Origin of the sequence: Pseudomonas mendocina, from assembly GCF_003008615.1 — a bacterium.
Lineage (GTDB): Bacteria > Pseudomonadota > Gammaproteobacteria > Pseudomonadales > Pseudomonadaceae > Aquipseudomonas > Aquipseudomonas mendocina_C.
This window is the reverse complement of record NZ_CP027657.1, coordinates 1,484,643-1,502,311: the sequence shown is the minus strand read 5'-3', so window position 1 is coordinate 1,502,311 and position 17,669 is coordinate 1,484,643. Positions and strand designations below refer to the sequence as shown.

General features: G+C 63.2%; 15 protein-coding genes. 6 read left to right on the top strand and 9 right to left on the bottom strand.

The window, feature by feature from the left end; translation table 11 throughout:
* Positions 1-29 precede the first annotated feature (29 nt).
* The 6 genes from msbA (at position 30) to C7A17_RS06925 (ending at position 8,283) form a co-directional block, all read left to right on the top strand.
* Entirely contained in the window at positions 30-1,859 is a 1,830-nt protein-coding gene (gene msbA, locus C7A17_RS06950) for a lipid A export permease/ATP-binding protein MsbA (protein WP_106737335.1), read from the top strand.
* The gene (locus C7A17_RS06945) at positions 1,859-2,755 is read left to right on the top strand and encodes a GNAT family N-acetyltransferase (protein WP_106737334.1); all 897 of its coding nucleotides are present in this window, start codon (positions 1,859-1,861) and stop codon (positions 2,753-2,755) included. The genes msbA and C7A17_RS06945 overlap by 1 nt, the downstream gene beginning before the upstream one ends.
* A gap of 4 nt (positions 2,756-2,759) precedes the next feature.
* A complete protein-coding gene (locus C7A17_RS06940) occupies positions 2,760-4,142 on the top strand; it encodes a PIG-L deacetylase family protein (protein WP_106737333.1) in 1,383 nt (460 codons plus the stop codon).
* 61 nt (positions 4,143-4,203) lie between these two features.
* Positions 4,204-5,625 carry a bifunctional D-glycero-beta-D-manno-heptose-7-phosphate kinase/D-glycero-beta-D-manno-heptose 1-phosphate adenylyltransferase HldE gene (hldE, locus tag C7A17_RS06935; protein WP_106737332.1) on the top strand — a complete coding sequence of 474 codons (1,422 nt, stop codon included), beginning with the start codon at positions 4,204-4,206 and terminating at the stop codon, positions 5,623-5,625.
* 152 nt (positions 5,626-5,777) lie between these two features.
* The gene (locus C7A17_RS06930) at positions 5,778-7,058 is read left to right on the top strand and encodes an acyl-CoA dehydrogenase family protein (RefSeq protein WP_106737331.1); all 1,281 of its coding nucleotides are present in this window, start codon (positions 5,778-5,780) and stop codon (positions 7,056-7,058) included.
* Between the two features lie 13 nt (positions 7,059-7,071).
* Positions 7,072-8,283, top strand: a complete 1,212-nt coding sequence (locus tag C7A17_RS06925) for an acyl-CoA dehydrogenase family protein (RefSeq protein ID WP_106737330.1) — start codon at positions 7,072-7,074, stop codon at positions 8,281-8,283.
* A 52-nt stretch (positions 8,284-8,335) separates the two neighbouring features.
* On the opposite strand, the gene C7A17_RS06920 is transcribed toward C7A17_RS06925, so the two are convergent.
* The 9 genes from C7A17_RS06920 to C7A17_RS06880 all read right to left on the bottom strand — a co-directional run bounded on the left by C7A17_RS06920 (position 8,336) and on the right by C7A17_RS06880 (position 17,662).
* Positions 8,336-9,061, bottom strand: a complete 726-nt coding sequence (locus C7A17_RS06920) for a PqiC family protein (RefSeq protein ID WP_106737329.1) — start codon at positions 9,059-9,061, stop codon at positions 8,336-8,338.
* Positions 9,062-9,233: 172 nt separating this feature from the next.
* Positions 9,234-11,483: a DNA topoisomerase IV subunit A gene (parC, locus tag C7A17_RS06915; RefSeq protein WP_106737328.1), complete on the bottom strand. Its 2,250-nt coding sequence runs from the start codon at positions 11,481-11,483 to the stop codon at positions 9,234-9,236.
* 7 nt (positions 11,484-11,490) lie between these two features.
* Entirely contained in the window at positions 11,491-12,015 is a 525-nt protein-coding gene (locus C7A17_RS06910; RefSeq protein WP_106737327.1) for a retropepsin-like aspartic protease family protein, read from the bottom strand.
* Positions 12,012-12,995 (bottom strand): esterase-like activity of phytase family protein, encoded by a 984-nt coding sequence (locus C7A17_RS06905; protein ID WP_106737326.1) that lies wholly within the window; start codon positions 12,993-12,995, stop codon positions 12,012-12,014. Before C7A17_RS06905 ends, C7A17_RS06910 begins: the two co-directional genes overlap by 4 nt.
* Positions 12,995-14,893, bottom strand: a complete 1,899-nt coding sequence (gene parE / locus C7A17_RS06900; RefSeq protein WP_106737325.1) for a DNA topoisomerase IV subunit B — start codon at positions 14,891-14,893, stop codon at positions 12,995-12,997. The genes C7A17_RS06905 and parE overlap by 1 nt, the downstream gene beginning before the upstream one ends.
* 15 nt (positions 14,894-14,908) lie before the next feature.
* Positions 14,909-15,520, bottom strand: a complete 612-nt coding sequence (locus tag C7A17_RS06895; RefSeq protein ID WP_106737324.1) for a YqiA/YcfP family alpha/beta fold hydrolase — start codon at positions 15,518-15,520, stop codon at positions 14,909-14,911.
* Between the two features lie 61 nt (positions 15,521-15,581).
* Positions 15,582-16,397, bottom strand: a complete 816-nt coding sequence (cpdA, locus tag C7A17_RS06890) for a 3',5'-cyclic-AMP phosphodiesterase (RefSeq protein WP_106742780.1) — start codon at positions 16,395-16,397, stop codon at positions 15,582-15,584.
* A gap of 204 nt (positions 16,398-16,601) precedes the next feature.
* Complete coding sequence (locus tag C7A17_RS06885; protein WP_106737323.1) at positions 16,602-17,054, bottom strand: DUF1249 domain-containing protein; 453 nt, start codon at positions 17,052-17,054, stop codon at positions 16,602-16,604.
* A complete protein-coding gene (locus tag C7A17_RS06880) occupies positions 17,045-17,662 on the bottom strand; it encodes an NUDIX domain-containing protein (protein ID WP_106737322.1) in 618 nt (205 codons plus the stop codon). Before C7A17_RS06880 ends, C7A17_RS06885 begins: the two co-directional genes overlap by 10 nt.
* Between the last annotated feature and the right edge of the window lie 7 nt (positions 17,663-17,669).

The window sequence follows — 17,669 nt, the reverse complement described above, 5'->3', positions numbered from 1 at the left end:
TAATCCTGCCAGTGTACGAGGCAAGCCGAATGGCCAATTCCGACCAGCAATCCAGCATGAAGGTGTATCTGCGATTGCTGCGCTACGTGATCCCCTATTGGGGTCTGTTCACCATCAGTATCGTTGGGTTCCTGATCTTCGCCTCCACCCAGCCGATGCTGGGCTACATCCTCAAGTATTTCGTCGACGGGCTGTCCAATCCGGAAGCCAGCCTGTTCGCGGGTGTGCCCTGGATGCTGGAATATGCGCCATGGCTGGCCCACCTCAAGCTACTGCAAGCCGTACCACTACTGATCGTACTGATCGCGTTGTGGCAGGGTATCGGTTCTTTTTTGGGTAACTACTACCTGGCAAAGGTTTCCATGGGGCTGGTGCAGGATCTGCGCATCGCACTGTTCAACAACCTGCTGACGTTGCCTAATCGCTACTTCGACAACCACAACTCCGGCCATCTGATCTCGCGCATTACCTACAACGTGACTATGGTCACCGGTGCGGCGACCGATGCGATCAAGGTCGTGGTGCGTGAAGGCATGACGGTAGTGTTTCTGTTCGCCACGCTGCTTTGGATGAACTGGAAGTTGACCTTGGTAATGGTGGCGATCCTGCCGGTCATCGGGCTGATGGTGACCAGTACCAGCAAGAAATTCCGCAAGCAGAGCAAAAAGATCCAGACCAGCATGGGCGATGTCACCCATGTTACCTCCGAGAGTATCCAGGGCTATCGTGTGGTGCGCAGCTTTGGTGGCGAGGATTACGAGAAGCAGCGATTCCTCGATGCCAGCGAGGAGAACAAGAACAAGCAACTGAAGATGGTGCGCACCGGTGCGGTCTATACGCCATCGTTGCAGTTGGTGATCTACAGCGCCATGGCGGTGTTGATGTTCCTCGTGCTCTGGCTGCGTGGTGATTCGTCGGCAGGTGATCTGGTGGCCTACATCACGCTGGCCGGTCTGCTGCCCAAGCCGATCCGTCAGTTGTCCGAGGTCAGCTCGACGATTCAGAAGGGTGTCGCCGGTGCCGAAAGCATTTTCGAGCAACTCGACGAGGAGCCGGAGGTCGATCATGGCACTCAGGAGCGCAAGCGCATCAGTGGCCGGTTGGAGGTGAAGAATCTGAGCTTTAGCTACCCCGGCTCGGAAAAACCTGTCCTGAACAACATTTCTTTCGTCGCCGAGCCCGGGCAGATGGTGGCGCTGGTTGGACGTTCCGGTAGTGGCAAGTCGACCCTGGCTAACTTGATTCCGCGTTTCTATCACCATGAGCAGGGTCAGATTCTGCTCGATGGGCTGGATGTCGAGGACTACACCCTGCGTAACCTGCGCAGGCATATTGCCCTGGTGACCCAGCACGTCACCCTGTTCAACGACACCGTACGCAACAACATCGCCTACGGCGATCTGGCCGGCGCGCCGCTCGAAGCGGTACAGCAGGCAGCCAGTGATGCTTATGCCGCCGAATTCATCGAGAAGATGCCGCAAGGCTACGACACTCTGGTCGGTGAGAACGGTGTATTGCTTTCTGGCGGTCAGCGTCAGCGCCTGGCCATCGCCCGCGCCTTGCTCAAGGATGCGCCATTGCTGATTCTCGACGAGGCCACTTCGGCGCTGGACACCGAGTCCGAGCGGCATATCCAGGCCGCACTGGATCAAGTCATGCAAGGGCGTACCACCCTGGTCATCGCCCACCGCCTGACCACTATCGAGAAGGCCGACCTGATTCTGGTGATGGATCAGGGGCAGATCGTCGAGCGCGGCAGCCATGCCGAGTTGCTGGCGCAGAACGGCTACTATGCGCGCCTGCATGCCAAGCAGTTCGAGGACGGTGACGAGTCGGTAGTGGCTGAGCAGAGCGTCTGATGCTGAGCCGTCTACGATTCTGGCGTGAACGCGGCTGGACGCCGATTACCGCTGCTGACTACGCCGAGGCCTGGACTCGTTTCGGCGGCAGTGTCGCGACTCATCCCGAGGTGGTGGCGCGGCTGGCCGATCTGGCCGGCATTCCCGTGCGCTACCTCGGCTGGCAGGTCGATGGCCAGCTCCAGGCCGCCATGCCGACCTGGGGCCGGCATCTGGCCCTGTCCAAGGATGTGCTCAAGCAGCAAGGCAAACGCGGTCTGTTCGATCTGGGCAATGCCGAGATCATCCTGCCGCTGGCTGCCGATGCGCACGTACCGCTGCGCCATCGCGTGCGCTATCTGTCCGAACTCCATGCAGCCCGACTCATCGGCGTCAGCGAGCAGCCCGAGGGGCTGGCGCTGGCGCGTGAACCCGAGCAGTACAGCAAGAAATTCCGCTACAACCAGCGCCGTGAGCAGCGTTTGCTGGAGGAGGCGGGGGGGATTATCCGGCCGATGCTGGAGCTGGCGCCGCAGGAACAGGCGCGCATATACGCCGACCTGTTCCTGCGCCGTTGGGGCTTCGAGGCGACCGGTAAGGATCACCTGGGTGAGGTATTCGGCTTGTTGCGCGAGTTCATGACCGGCTCGCTGATCTACCTCAACGACGAGCCTGTAGCGATCCAGGTGCTCTATCGCGTCGAGGCGCCGCAGTGGGTCAGCCTGGAGTACATCAACGGCGGCGTCGACCCGCAACAACGCGAGTTCAGCCCCGGCAGCGTACTCAGTTTCGTCAACACGCAAAGCGAATGGGAGCAGGCGCGGGCGCTGGGCAAACCGCTGCGTTATTCGTTCGGCCGCGCCGACCGCGAATACAAGGATCGCTGGTGTAACCGGGTACCGGTCTATCAGGTGTGAACGCATGAACGGACGCAAGCAACAACTGCTCAAACGCCATCGGCGCCACAAGCGCATCGCCTTGCTGCTGGGCTTGCTGGCACTGCTGATGTCGGGTCTGTTCGTCGCCTGGTGGCTGCCGCCAGTGTTGCTGGTGCTGGGGTGGGTGGCCCACGAGGCGTGGTTCGCCGATCATCTGTTCTATTCGCCGCGCGATAATTACTGCTACGACTTCCCGGAGGACTGCCTCAGTGTGCCGGGTCGTATCGAGCAGGGTGTGCTGCAGATCGAGGCCGATCTGGATGGTTACGATACCCTGATCCTCGAGCTGCAGCTAAAAGCCACTTGGCTGGGGCGCTGGTTCGACCCCTATGTGCAACTTGGCAACGATCGCCAGGATTTCGAACGCGGTGTTTCAGGGCGCCGCTACCTCAACCTCTCCGGGCTGCAGGCGGACGGTTTGAGCGTCGTACCGCGCTTCTGCCGTATCGAGGGCGAGTTGCGTCTGCATGCCATGCGCAACCCCGATTTCGCCGCTCAGCGCATGTTGATCATCGCGCCGCATGCCGATGACGCCGAGCTGGCAGCCTTTGGCCAGTACAGCCGTTCGCCCGGCGCGGCCATCGTCACCCTCACTCAGGGCGAGATTGAAGCCGAGAACTACCAGCACTTGGGCCTGGACAAGGCCGCAGCCGCTCGTCTGAAGGGCCGTCTGCGGGCCTGGGACAGTCTGGCAGCGCCGCTCTGGGGCGGGGTCACGCAGCAGCGCTGCGTACAGCTCGGATACTACTGCCTGCAATTGCCGGCGATGGCTGAGCAGCCACAAACACCGTTCGGCTCGCGTGAGTCGGGGGAGTGCGACGTGCGCAGCGTGCGCCGCCACAATCCGTTCACCTTGCCGTCCGACGTCGATGGCCAGCCGACCTGGGATAACCTGGTCGCTGATCTGGTCGCCGTGATCGAACATTACCGCCCCGAGGTGCTGTTGACTCCGCACCCGGAGCTGGATCCGCATCACGACCATGTCGCCAGCACTCGTGCACTGCTCGAGGCCTGCGAACGCGCACAGTGGCAGCCGGATACGCTGCTGCTCTATGCCAACCACCTGCATGACAACGACCGTTGGCCGATGGGCCCGGCAGGCAACGGCATCGCCCTGCCACCGGCGATCACGGCGTTGCCAGCTGATCGCCTGTGGAGCCCGACGCTGGATGCCGAGCGGCAACTGGACAAGGCCATGGCCCTTGGGTTACAGCATGATCTGCAGGGGCCGTTGCCATTGAAGAAGCGCCTGCGCCGGCTGATCCAGCGGATCCTGGCGGGACGCCGTTGGCCCTCCACCGGCCAGGATGAATTCTTCCGCAAGGCGGTGCGCCGCCATGAGCTGTTCTGGGTGCGCCGGCGTTGAGCGGTGCAGTGAATGCGTCATGCTATGATTTTTCCCGTTTTTCTCCCCTTCTGGAGCTGCCATGAAACTGACCATGCCCCGCTATGACCAAGCCGCCGTTCTGGTGGTGGGCGACGTGATGCTCGATCGCTACTGGCATGGTGGAACTTCGCGGATTTCCCCGGAGGCGCCGGTACCGGTGGTGCGTGTCGACCAGATCGAGGATCGCCCGGGCGGCGCTGCCAACGTGGCACTGAATATTGCGGCGCTCGGCGCGCGAGCGCTGCTGGTTGGTGTCACGGGTGCGGATGAAGCCGCCGACAGCCTCAGCGCCAGCCTGCAGGGTGTGGGGGTGGAAACCCATTTCCAACGTATCGATGATCAACCCACCATCGTCAAGCTGCGGGTGATGAGCCGTCACCAGCAACTGTTGCGCATGGACTTCGAGGAACCGTTCAACACCGACACCGCCGCTCTGGCGCGTGAGGTCGATGCCTTGCTCGACGGGGTCAAGGTGTTGGTGTTGTCGGACTACGGCAAGGGCGCGTTGCAGAACCATCAGGCGCTGATCCAGGCGGCGCGTAACAAGGGCATTCCGGTGCTGGCCGATCCCAAGGGCAAGGACTTCTCCATCTACCGTGGCGCCAGCCTGATCACGCCCAACCTGCACGAGTTCGAGTTGATCGTCGGTGGTTGTGCCGACGAGGCCGAGCTGGTCAGCAAGGGCGCCAAGTTGATGCGTGAGCTGGAACTGGGTGCCCTGCTGGTGACCCGTGGCGAGCACGGCATGACCCTGCTGCGCCCGGAGCATGCGCCGCTGCACCTGCCGGCCCGTGCCCGTGAAGTGTTCGATGTGACCGGTGCCGGCGATACGGTGATCTCCACCCTGGCCGCCTCAATCGCGGCGGGCGAGGAGCTGCCGCTGGCGGTGGCCCTGGCCAACCTGGCCGCCGGCATCGTCGTCGGCAAGCTGGGTACTGCAGCCATCAGCGCGCCGGAGCTGCGGCGTGCGGTACAGCGCGAAGAAGGTTCCGAGCGCGGCGTACTGAGCCTGGATCAATTGCTGATCGCCATCGAAGACGCCCGCGCCCATGGCGAGAAGATCGTCTTCACCAATGGCTGTTTCGACATCCTCCATGCCGGCCATGTGACCTACCTGGAGCAGGCGCGTGCACAGGGTGACCGATTGATCGTGGCGATCAACGATGATGTCTCGGTGAGTCGCCTGAAAGGCCCAGGCCGCCCCATCAACGCCGTTGACCGCCGCATGGCGGTGCTCGCCGGCCTCGGTGCGGTGGATTGGGTGGTAAGTTTCAGTGAAGACACCCCCGAGCGTCTGCTCAAGCAGGTGCAGCCGGACGTGCTGGTCAAGGGTGGTGACTATGGTATCGGCCAGGTGGTGGGCGCCGATATCGTCCAGGCCTACGGTGGTGAGGTGCGTGTGCTTGGCCTGGTGGCAAACAGCTCCACCACGGCGATCGTCGAGAAAATCCGCAGCAAGTGACAGAAGGCAGGGCAAGTCACGAGTCCTGCTCAGCCTGCTCGTTTCCTGCCCTGGCTTGACCCGATTGCCGCTGCGACGCGTCTTGAGGGTCATAGGCGCTCGTCAGCGGGCGGCGCATCATCGACGGCATCCCCCATGTGGAGCGAGATGCCATGACCGTCGATGTACAGGGCCAGGCCCTGAGCGTACTGAGCAAACTGGCCCAGGCCGACTGGCCGGATCGCCTCAAGGTACGCAAATCCTTCGAAAAACTCGTCTACAGCGGTAGCCGTGCCAGCTTTCGCCTGGCTGCAGGACGGGCAGCTAGCAAGCCGCGCGAGGCCCGCCCGGCGGCGGATGATCTGTTCGACCTGTCCCTGACCGATGAACAGCAGATGCTGGTGGACATGCTCCAGGGCTTCGCTCTGGAGGTTCTGCGTCCCGCTGCACACGAGGCAGACGCTCAGGCGCGCGTGCCTGCTGCATTGATCAATCAGGCGCGTGAACTGGGCTTGGCCCACTATGGCGTGGGTGAGGCGCATGGTGGGCTGGCCGGAGAGCGCACTGTACTCAGTAATGCGCTGATCGCCGAAAGCTTGGCGCAAGGAGATTTTTCCCTGGCTGCAGCGCTGCTGGTGCCGCTTTCCGCCGCCAACTGCATCCGTCGCTGGGGATCACCTGAGCAACAGGCTGCCTGGCTGCCGTCTTTCGTCAGCGAGGAGGGGGGCCAGCCCTTCGCCCTGGCTGTGAGCGAACCGGGCGTGTTGAGCGACACGCGTCAGCCAGCCACGCGAGCACGCAAGCGCGGCAGACATTATCTGCTCGATGGTGAAAAGGCGCTGGTCATTGCCGGTCTAAGTGCCAGTCAGCTGATTGTCAGTGCTCAGGCCGGTGATGGCTCGGCGTTGTTCATCGTCGATGCGGCGAGCAAGGGGGTCACCCGCCGTGCCGAGCCTGCGATGGGGCTGAAGGCCTGCGCTCTGGCGCGCATTCAGCTTAAAGGTGTGAAGGTACCGCGCGAGTCTCGGCTGGCTGGCGAGGGCTTCGACTTTCAGGCCTTTCTCGATTGCAGCGCGCTGGCGCTGTGCTCGCTGGCTGTCGGTTCGGCGCAGGCGGCGCTGGACTACGTGACGACCTACTGCAATGAGCGCCAAGCCTTCGGTGAGCCGATCAGCCATCGTCAGGGTGTGGCCTTCATGGTCGCCGACATCGCCATCGAACTGGATGCCATGCGCTTGCTGGTGTGGCGTGCCTGCGCACGTGCCGAGGCCGGCTTGCCATTTCGCCGTGAGGCGTACCTGGCGCGCCTGCTCTGTGCGGAGAAGGCGATGAAGATTGGCTCCGACGCGGTGCAACTGCTCGGCGGCCATGGCTTTACCCAGGAGCACCCGGTCGAGCGCTGGTATCGCGACTTGCGCAGCGTTGCCGTGCTCGCTGGCGGCCTTCATCTCTGAACAGGTGGCAACGATGAATCTGGAAACCCCGAAGAAATTCCGCGGCCTGCAACACCAGGCTGGACAGGTGGCCAAGCACTATTTCCGGCCGATCTCGCGCAAGTATGACAAGGCCGAGCACGCCTATCCCAAGGAGCTGGATCTGCTTGCCGCGCTGCTCGACGGCATGAACGAAGGATCTCCCGAGGTCGTCGGCGCTGGTTCGGCGAGCAAGCGTGGTGCCGCCCGCGAGCAGCAGGACGGTATCAAGAATGGCGGCAACATGGCGGCGCTGCTCGGTGTAATGGAGCTGTGCTGGGGTGATGTCGGCCTATTGCTGGCCATGCCTCGCCAGGGCCTGGGTAATGCCGCCATAGCGGCGGTGGCCAATGATGAGCAACTGACACGCTTCGGCAGAACCTGGGCGGCCATGGCCATCACCGAGCCGGGATGCGGCTCCGACTCGGCGGCGATTCGCACCACCGCAGTGAAGGATGGTGATGATTACATCCTCAATGGTGAAAAGATTTTCGTCACTTCTGGAGAGCGTGCGGATTCGGTAGTGGTCTGGGCCAGCCTGGACAAGAGCCTCGGACGTGCTGCGATCAAGTCCTTCGTGGTGGAGAAGGGCACGCCCGGCATGACGGTCACCCGTCTGGAAAAGAAGCTGGGCATCAAGGCATCGGACACCGCCTCGATCAGTTTCAGCGATTGCCGTGTGCCTGCGGCCAATTTGCTGGGCAACGCCGAAATCGATGTGCAGAAAGGATTTGCCGGGGTCATGGAGACCTTCGACAACACCCGGCCACTGGTCGCAGGCATGGCCGTCGGCGTGGCCCGTGCCGCGCTGGAGCGTACCCGCGAGCTGCTGGTCAAGGCGGGTTGCCGTTTCGACTACGCCAAGCCGCTGCTGGCCGTGACCCATGCCGAGGCGACGCTGTATCGGTTGGAGGCGGAGTGGGAAGCGGCGCGCCTGTTGACGCTGAAGGCTGCATGGATGGCTGACAACAAGCTGCCCAACTCGAAGGAGGCTTCCATCGCCAAGGCCAAGGCTGGACGCGTGGCCAGCGAGGTAACGCTCAAATGTGTCGAGTTGGCCGGTGCGATGGGATACGGCGAGGACGAGTTGCTGGAGAAGTGGGCGCGTGATTCGAAGATTCTCGACATCTTCGAAGGCACCCAGCAGATCCAGTTGCTGATCGTCGCTCGGCGGTTGTTGGGCAAGAGCTCCAGCGAGCTCAAGTAAGGCAAGCGAGTTCCACCCCACAAGCAAAAAGCCCGCATTGCGGGCTTTTTGCTTAGAAGCGGAAGACTTCCGTATCAATCTTGATGGGTTCTGCCACCGGAATCTTCGGCCCGGCCGAGGCCGGTTCCTGCGGTTTGGCTCTGGCCACCGGGGGTTTCTTGCGTGCTGGTTCGGGTGTCGGGTCTGTGGCCGCAGCCACTGGCTGGATGGCTGTCGCCAGTTGCGCTGCCAGGCGCTGTACCAACGCGCTCTGTGCCTTGACTTGTTCTGCCAGGGAGCCGCTGTGAGGCTCTTCCAGTCGAATCAGACGACTATCGCGCAGTTGCCCGCGACGGTCGAGCAGGCGCCACTGTGCTTCCAGAACGGCGGGTTGGGTCGGGCCCGAGTCCAGTCGGGTAATGGTCAGCATGACTTGGGCGTCGGCGCTGAAGCCTGGTGCTGCCGGTGCCAGGACCAGGCGCTGGCTGTCGAGACGCCAGGCCAGCTGGCGCAGCATCTGTTGGTCGATGTCATTGGCCAGACCGCTGGCCCAGCGCGCATCCTGGGCAGCGACCAGGCTGCCGTCAGCCTGACGTTGCAGCAGATTCTGCTGGCGCAGGTAGTCGGCCACGCTGATCGGGCCTACCAGCACGGTGACACCGTTATCCTGAGTTGGCGTCACGGCACTGCCGCTATCCAGTTGGTAGAGGGGCACTGGCTTCTGCTGCAGCAGGCTGCAACCGCTCAGCACGAGCAGCGTGGTCAGAAGTAGGGCCGCAGGGCGTACTACAGTCATCATTCGTTCCCGGCAGCTGCTTATGGGGCAACCGCACATCGATCCCATATCATGCAGTGGGGTCACTTGCGCATGACCCAGGGCGCGTATCATCCGTCAAACCGCGCTACGACTCCAGCCTTGACTGCCTGCCGGTAGCGCGGATATCCCGGAAGAACGGGGCGTGTTGCCGGCGCTATTCCACCAAAAGCTGGTCGACACGTTGGAAGCCGCGCGGCAGCTTGTTGCCGCGCCGGCCGCGTTCGCCCTTGTAGTGCTCCAGGTCGTCGGCTTTGAGTGTCAGGGTACGCTTCCCGGCCTGCAAAACCAAACTGGCGCCGCTGGGCAGTACGGCCAGATCGGTCAGATACTCCTCACGTGAAGCGACGCGCTCGCCGGGAATTCCGATGATCTTGTTGCCCTTGCCTTTACCCAGTTGTGGCAGATCCGTGACCTTGAACAGCAGCAGGCGACCTTCGGTGGTCACCGCGGCCAGCCAATCGTCTTCCAGATTCGTTACAGGTTTGGGGGCAACGACCTTGGCGCCGTTGGGCAGGGTCAGCAGCGCCTTGCCCGCCTTGTTCTTGGCCTGCAGATCCTCGCCCTTGACCACGAAGCCGTAGCCGGCGTCCGAGGCGATCACATACAGCGCGCTGTCTTCCGGCAGCATCACGCACTCGAAGCTGGCGCCCGGCGGCGGCGTCAGGCGGCCGGTCAGCGGTTCGCCCTGGCCGCGGGCAGACGGCAGCGAGTGCGCGGCGAGGGAGTAACTCCTGCCGGTCGAGTCGATAAACACCGCGTACTGGTTCGAGCGGCCCGGTGCGGCCGCCTTGAAGCCGTCGCCGGCCTTGTAGGACAGGCCGGTGGCGTCGATGTCATGGCCCTTGGCGCAGCGCACCCAGCCTTTTTCCGAGAGCACCACGGTGACCGGCTCGGTCGGCATCAGCTCGGTTTCGGACAGGGCCTTGGCTTCGGCGCGAGCGACGATCGGCGAGCGGCGGTCATCGCCGTACTTCTCGGCGTCCTCGATGATTTCCTTGCGCACCAGCTTCTTCAGCTTGGCTTCGCTGCCGAGCAGGGCCAGCAGTTTCTCGCGTTCCTTGGCCAGTTCGTCCTGTTCGCCGCGGATCTTCATTTCTTCCAGGCGAGCCAGTTGGCGCAGGCGGGTGTCGAGGATGTAGTCGGCCTGCACATCGGTGAGGCCGAAGGTTTCCATCAGCACCGGCTTGGGCGAATCCTCGGTGCGAATGATGCGAATGACTTCATCGAGGTTGAGGAAGGCGATCAGCAAGCCTTCCAACAGGTGCAGGCGGCGTTCGACCTTGTCCAGGCGGAACTGCAGGCGACGGCGCACGGTACCGACGCGGTACACCAGCCATTCGCTGAGCAGGGTGCGCAGATCCTTGACCTGCGGCTTGCCGTCGAGGCCGATGACGTTGGTGTTGACCCGGTAGCTGGACTCCAGGTCGGTGGTGGCGAACAGGTGGGTCATCAGCTCGTCGGCATCGACGCGGTTGGAGCGCGGGATGATGACGATGCGGGTCGGGTTCTCATGATCCGACTCGTCACGCAGGTCGGCGACCATTGGCAGCTTCTTGGCCTGCATCTGTGCGGCGATCTGCTCCAGCACCTTGGCGCCGGAAACCTGATGGGGCAACGCAGTGACGACGATATCGCCGTCCTCGACGCGATAGACGGCGCGCATGCGCACCGAGCCGCGGCCGGTCTCATAGATCTTCAGCAGATCGGCCTTGGGGGTGATGACCTCGGCTTCAGTAGGGAAGTCCGGCCCCTGGATATGTTCGCAGAGCTGCTCGACGGTGGCGCCGGGCTCGTCCAGCAGGCGCACGCAGGCGGCGGCGACTTCGCGCAGGTTATGCGGCGGCACATCGGTGGCCATACCCACGGCGATACCGGTGGTGCCGTTGAGCAGCAGGTTGGGCAGGCGTGCCGGCAGGGTCGCCGGCTCGTTCATCGTGCCGTCGAAGTTCGGTACCCAGTCGACGGTACCCTGGCCGAGTTCGGTGAGCAGCACTTCCGAGTAACGCGACAGACGCGCCTCGGTATAGCGCATGGCAGCGAAGGATTTGGGATCGTCCGGTGCACCCCAGTTGCCCTGGCCATCGACCAGCGTGTAGCGGTAACTGAACGGCTGCGCCATCAGCACCATGGCTTCGTAGCAGGCGCTGTCGCCGTGTGGGTGAAACTTGCCGAGCACGTCACCGACGGTACGGGCGGATTTCTTGTGCTTGGAGTCGGCGTCCAGGCCCAATTCGCTCATGGCATAGACGATGCGGCGCTGCACGGGTTTCAGGCCATCGCCGATGTGCGGCAGGGCGCGATCCATGATCACGTACATGGAGTAATTGAGATAAGCCTGCTCGGTGAAATCGGCGAGTGACCGGCGTTCAACGCCTTCCAGGCTCAAATCGAGGGATTCGCTCATGCGGGCCTCATTGCAAGGTTGATTGGCGCAGCACCAGGGTGCCGCCCTTTTGACTGAATTCGAGTTGTTTCAGGGCGCTCATACCCAGCAGCACTTCGTCGCCGTCCATGCCGGGGGCGATCAATGCTGCGACATCACGTAGTTCGATATCGCCCAGGCGCAGGCTGTCCAGACGTGTGCGGTGCCCGGTGGCACGGCCGTTGGCGGTGCTGATGATGATCGGCGCACCACGTTGCAGACCGAGTCGTTCGGCCGCCGCGCTCGGTATCGCGACCTGAGTGGCGCCGGTATCGAGCAGGAAGGTCACGTCATGACCATCGATCTGGCCATTGACCACGTAATGCCCCTGCCGACTGCTGGCCAGGCTCACTTCGACGAAACCGTCACCATGCACCGACTGCGGCATCTGGTTGGGGTTGCGCTGGCTATCTTCCCAGTTGCCGAAGAAGTGCGTGGCCAACAGCAAGCCGGCGCCCCAGGCGAGCACCAGCATGACTCGTCCGGCACGACGGCCAGGCGCCTGTTCGCTCACGGACGCCGGCTCCAGCCGCCCTTGGGCGCCGCGAAACGCCAGACGATGGGACGCTCTTCGCCATCGGCGCGGGTCTGGCTGCCATTGTCGACGCCAATCCAGGCGCCTTCCTTGTCGACCCACAGCGCTTCGGCCATGCCGTAGTTCGGCGTGTAGCGGCGCTGTTCCGTCAAGGCTTCGGCTGCGAATGACCAGCAGATTTCTACTACGCCATCGCTCAGCGTGCGTCGGCAGACGCGATGAGCCTGACGCTCGAGGGTAAAGAGTTTCTCGTCGAAGTAGGCCAGGCCGGAAAAGTCGCGCGGTGCCATATGGCCGCCCAGCGCTTCTGGAGAGGACTCGGTACCGCCTTCGCTGTTCAGCACGCAGCCACCGGTGCAGCGCCAGCTACTGCCGCGACGATGCAATACGGTGAGGCCGCGGCGGCGCTGCTCGGCGGCTAGCCACAGGCGATCACCTGTCGGGTCGATGGCGATGCCCTCGAACCCCTGATTGAAGTGCAGCAGCATACCGCTGGCGCGGGCCTGACGAACCAGTCCGCTGGGCAGGTTGAGCCACTGTGCGCTGCCATTGCTGGCGACTTGCAGCACGGTGGCGCGGGTTTCGCTGACCAGATAGCGATTGCCCTGCGCGTCGCAGGATATGCCCTCGAAATCCAGCTTGCCGCCACGCACCAGGCCGGCAGCCCAGTTACGCATGCGCAGGCCCCAGGGCAGGGCGCTCTCGGGCGGTTCGGGGGCGACGAAGGTTTCCGCTTCGGCGCGTAGCAGGCCCTCTTCGCGATGCAGTTGATAGATGCGATCGTCATCGCGGTCGGAGACCGTCCACAGCGTTTCGCCGCACATGGCCAGGCCTGACAGGTTGCCACTGGGCATTTCCGTCACCGGGTATTCCGCCTGCAGCTTCAGCTCTTCCAGCACTACTGGCTCGGCGTTCGCGACGCCAGCCAACAGACCGAGTGCGAGGAGGTGATTGCGCATCAGGCCAGTACCTCGGCCAGGTTACCCTTGGTTTCCAGCCAGCTCTTGCGGTCGCCAGCGCGTTTTTTCGCCAGCAGCATGTCCATCACTTCGCGGGTGCCTTCGAAGTCTTCCAGCGTGAGTTGCACCAGGCGCCGCGTGTTGGGATCCATGGTGGTTTCGCGCAGTTGCGGCGGGTTCATCTCGCCGAGACCTTTGAAGCGGGTGACCTGCGGTTTGCCGCGGCGCTTTTCGGCTACCAGGCGATCGAGGATACCGTCGCGTTCGGCATCGTCCAGGGCGTAGAAGATCTCCTTGCCCAGGTCGATGCGGTACAGCGGCGGCATCGCTACGTAGACGTGGCCGGCATCCACCAGGGGACGGAAGTGACGGACGAACAGGGCGCAGAGCAAAGTGGCGATATGCAGGCCGTCGGAGTCGGCATCGGCGAGGATGCAGATCTTGCCGTAGCGCAACTGGGTGAGGTCGTTGGAGCCCGGATCGATGCCGATGGCCACGGCGATGTCGTGGACTTCCTGGCTGGCCAGTACTTCGCTGCCGTCCACTTCCCAGGTGTTCAGGATCTTGCCGCGTAGCGGCATGATGGCCTGGAATTCCTTGTCGCGCGCCTGCTTGGCCGAACCACCGGCGGAGTCACCCTCTACCAGGAACAGCTCGCAGCGCAGCGGGTTCTGTCCGGCGCAGTCGGCCAGTTTGCCGGGCAGTGCCGGGCCCTGGGTGATTTTCTTGCGCTCGACCTTCTTGCCGGCCTTGAGGCGGCGGCCAGCGTTGCTGATGGCCAGCTCGGCCAGGGCCAGGCCAGTCTCCGGATTGGCGTTGAGCCACAGGCTGAAGGCATCTTTGACGACGCCGGAGACGAACGCGGCCGCCTCGCGCGAGGACAGGCGCTCCTTGGTCTGCCCGGAGAACTGCGCGTCCTGCATCTTCATCGAGAGGACGAAGGCGATGCGCTCCCAGACGTCTTCCGGCGCCAGCTTGACGCCGCGCGGCAGCAGGTTGCGGAACTCGCAGAACTCGCGCATGGCATCCAGCAGGCCCTGGCGCAGGCCGTTGACGTGGGTGCCGCCCTGCGCGGTGGGGATCAGGTTTACGTAGCTTTCCTGTACCGCGTCGCCGCCTTCGGGCAGCCACAGCAGGGCCCAGTCCACCGCTTCCTTGTTGCCGGCCAACGCGCCGCAAAATGGCTCGGCAGGCAGGCGCTCGAATTCGCTGACGGCATCGACTAGGTAGGAACGCAGGCCGTCCTCGTAGTGCCATTCGACCTTCTCGCCGGAGGCCTTGTCTTCGAAGCTGACATTCAGACCCGGGCACAATACGGCCTTGGCCTTGAGCACGTGCTTGAGGCGGCTGATGGAGAACTTGAAGGAGTCGAAGTACTTGGCGTCCGGCCAGAAGTGCACGCTGGTACCGGTGTTGCGTTTGCCGACGGTACCGATGACTTCCAGCTCGCTGGCCTTGAAGCCATCGGCAAAGCTCATCTGGTATTCGTTGCCGTCACGCTTGACGGTGACCACCACGCGGGTCGACAGGGCGTTGACCACGCTGATGCCGACGCCGTGCAGACCGCCGGAGAACTGGTAGTTCTTGTTGCTGAACTTGCCGCCAGCGTGCAGCTTGGTGAGGATCAACTCGACCCCGGGGACACCTTCTTCCGGGTGGATGTCCACCGGCATGCCACGGCCGTCGTCGAGCACTTCCAGCGAGTTGTCCTCGTGGAGGATCACCTGGATCGACTTGGCGTGGCCGGCCAGGGCTTCGTCGACGCTGTTGTCGATGACTTCCTGGGCCAGGTGGTTGGGGCGCGTGGTGTCGGTGTACATGCCCGGGCGCTTGCGCACCGGGTCGAGGCCGGAAAGGACTTCGATGGCGTCTGCGTTATAGGCGTTCTGCTGGGCCATAGGGTCTCTTGTTCATCAATTGAATGCGGAAAAGTCGGTATCGCGCCAGAGCGTGGCGTTGATGCCGGCAAAAGCGAAGAGTATCGGAAGGCGTTCCACGAAGCCCTGAAAACTGTGGTCGCCACCCGCCTGGATGCGCAGGGCGCAGGCGCGGTAGTAACGCTCGGCGTCGCGGTAGTCGAGGGTCTCGTCGGCAGTCTGTAGCCAGACCTGATAGCGCACCGTGTCGGTGGGGGGCGCAACCTCGAATTCGGCCAGGGCATCGACGTGATCCTGGGTGAGCTCCCAGGTTTCGTCGCTGTAGTAGTTCTTCTGCGGCCCCAGGTAACCGTCGAAACGCAGGTGCGGTCGTACGGCAGGGTTGATCAACAGTGCCTTGAGGCCGTGTTGCTCAGCCAGGTAGGTAGCGTAATAACCGCCCAGGGAGCTGCCCACCAGAAGTGGCGAATCCAGCTCGCTGACGAGCGTTTGCAACTGGGCCATGGCCTGGCGTGGATGGTGATGCAGGGCCGGCACGCGTAATTGGTCTTCCAGGCCCAGGTGGGCCATGGCGCGGCTTAACTGGCTGGCCTTGTGCGAGGCTGGCGAGCTGTTCAGGCCGTGTATATAGAGGATGGATGCGGTCATGGAGCGGGAGGCTACTCGTCCGGGGCCTCAAGCTGCAAGCTTCAAGCTGATTGGGGGTATGTCAGTAACCCTTGACGCTGTAATCCACTTCGAAATGGATGCCGGTGACACGGGATACGCCGGTCTCCAGCGTACCGGTGGCATGCAGGCGCAGCCAGCGGTAGCCAGGGGCTTCGTTGCTGACCTGGAAGTCTTCGCTGCCCGGTGCGAACTGCACGCAGGTCGAGGGTGAAGCGAGCAGGCGCAGGTTGCCGCGCATCTGATCGAACTCCTGATGGATATGCCCCCAGAGCACCGCGCGCGCCTGTGGGTGGCGGCCTAAGATGGCGAACAACGCATCGGCGTTGCGCAGGCCAATAGGCTCCATCCACTTGCAGCCGATGGACACCGGGTGATGGTGCAGGCAGATCAGGTGATGGCGTTGCGGGGCTTCGCTTAGGGCGCGTTCGAGCAGTTCGAGTTGGTTGTCGGCGAGGAAGCCGGGCACTGCGCCAGGGATTGAGGAATCGAGCATGACGATGCGCCAGGCACCGAGGTCGATCACCGGCTCCAGTAGCTCGCTGTCCTTGCAGGCCGACTGCATGGGCGGTGTTTCATCATGGTTGCCGGCCAGCCAGCGACTAGGCGCGCCGATGGCGGCGGTGAGCTGACGAAAGCGTTGATAGGAGGTTTCGCTGCCATCCTGCGAAAGATCGCCCGTGGCCAGGATCAGGTCGATCTGCGGTTGTTCCTGCAGCACCTGTTCGATCACTCGCTGCAGGCTGTCGCAGGTATCCATGCCCAGCAGCTTACCGTCCGCTTCGGCGAACAGATGACTGTCGGATAGCTGCACCAGCAGAACCGAGGAATCCGTGGATGGGGTGGGCAGGCTCGGCAAGACCATCTCCTAAGGCATTATCGAGTGAATTATGGTGGTTGCCGCGGCAAAGGGAAAACCCGGCAAGCGGACGCAGATCACAGAAAAAAACGCCGAGGGCATTTTTTGCGCACCTTAGTGCTGATCCTTGTGAGTTGGAGGCAAGAACAGCTACGGGGCGCTATCGGCAGGGCGGGAGAAAGCTTGATCGCTTGTCGTAAGGTGTTACATCACTGGCTGGGGTTCGTGACCGCAGGCCAGGCAATGGCTGAGCCATTCGCCGAGGAACAGGTTGAGCTGGTTCTTTTCGTCTGGCTGATGCATGGCGGCGTTGGGGTAGGGGTAGCGAATGTGCAGGCGTCGGGTGTTCTCGGCGCTCACCACCTCGGCCATGCGGGCGTCGTGGTACACCCGTACCTCCAGCTGCGGCACGGGCAGCCAGGGCAGGCTGTGCTCCTGGCGTACGCGCAATGTCGTGGTATACGGGCAGCTCTCCAGCACATCCAGGGCCAGCACGCCGAGCAGGTGCTCGCCCTGGCTCAGGGCGACGCGGCGGCTCTCACTATGTTCACGCATGCGCGGCAACAGGCGCATCAGACGCGCATAATTGGCCTCGCAGGCCGCTTGCAGCTCGACCAGGTCGACCCGATAGCGCTCGCGCAGCAGATTCACGACCACATTCCTCGCACCTCGTCGCGGTTTAGGGCCAGCCACTGCAGCGCGATGATGCTGGCTGCATTGTCGATTCTGCCGTCGCGCACAGCGGCCAGCGCATCTTCCACTGGCATCACATGGACACGGATATCCTCGCCTTCTTCGGGCAGACCGTGCACACCGCCGGCGCCCTCGCTGTTGCAGCGGCCGACGAACAGGTGCACGCGCTCGTTGGAACCGCCCGGCGATGGGAAGTACTGGGTGATCGGCCACAGCGAGGTGAGCGTCAGGTCGGCTTCCTCGATGGCTTCGCGGCGCGCAACCTCCTCAGGCTCTTCGTCCTTGTCGATCAGGCCTGCCACCAGTTCCAGCAACCAGGGATTGGCGACCTTCTCCATGGCACCGACGCGGAACTGCTCGATCAGCACCACCTCGTCACGCTGCGGATCGTAGGGCAGCACGCAGACGGCATCGTGGCGCACGAACAGCTCACGGGTCAGTTGCGGGCCCATGCCTCCAGCGTACTGACGATGACGCAGCTTGATCCGATCGAGGCGATAGAACCCGCGGAAGCAGGTCTCGCGCTCGATGATGTCGACCGCATCGGCGTCGGGCTTGAAGGTTTCGCTCATTGTGTTT

What these genes read in the sequence shown, in the direction of transcription:
- msbA (WP_106737335.1), top strand. Translation starts at nt 30, where the DNA reads ATGGCCAATTCCGACCAGCAATCCAGCATGAAGGTGTATCTGCGATTG.
- C7A17_RS06945 (WP_106737334.1), top strand. Translation starts at nt 1,859, where the DNA reads ATGCTGAGCCGTCTACGATTCTGGCGTGAACGCGGCTGGACGCCGATT.
- C7A17_RS06940 (WP_106737333.1), top strand. Translation starts at nt 2,760, where the DNA reads ATGAACGGACGCAAGCAACAACTGCTCAAACGCCATCGGCGCCACAAG.
- hldE (WP_106737332.1), top strand. Translation starts at nt 4,204, where the DNA reads ATGAAACTGACCATGCCCCGCTATGACCAAGCCGCCGTTCTGGTGGTG.
- C7A17_RS06930 (WP_106737331.1), top strand. Translation starts at nt 5,778, where the DNA reads ATGACCGTCGATGTACAGGGCCAGGCCCTGAGCGTACTGAGCAAACTG.
- C7A17_RS06925 (WP_106737330.1), top strand. Translation starts at nt 7,072, where the DNA reads ATGAATCTGGAAACCCCGAAGAAATTCCGCGGCCTGCAACACCAGGCT.
- C7A17_RS06920 (WP_106737329.1), bottom strand. Translation starts at nt 9,061, where the DNA reads ATGATGACTGTAGTACGCCCTGCGGCCCTACTTCTGACCACGCTGCTC.
- parC (WP_106737328.1), bottom strand. Translation starts at nt 11,483, where the DNA reads ATGAGCGAATCCCTCGATTTGAGCCTGGAAGGCGTTGAACGCCGGTCA.
- C7A17_RS06905 (WP_106737326.1), bottom strand. Translation starts at nt 12,995, where the DNA reads ATGCGCAATCACCTCCTCGCACTCGGTCTGTTGGCTGGCGTCGCGAAC.
- parE (WP_106737325.1), bottom strand. Translation starts at nt 14,893, where the DNA reads ATGGCCCAGCAGAACGCCTATAACGCAGACGCCATCGAAGTCCTTTCC.
- C7A17_RS06895 (WP_106737324.1), bottom strand. Translation starts at nt 15,520, where the DNA reads ATGACCGCATCCATCCTCTATATACACGGCCTGAACAGCTCGCCAGCC.
- C7A17_RS06880 (WP_106737322.1), bottom strand. Translation starts at nt 17,662, where the DNA reads ATGAGCGAAACCTTCAAGCCCGACGCCGATGCGGTCGACATCATCGAG.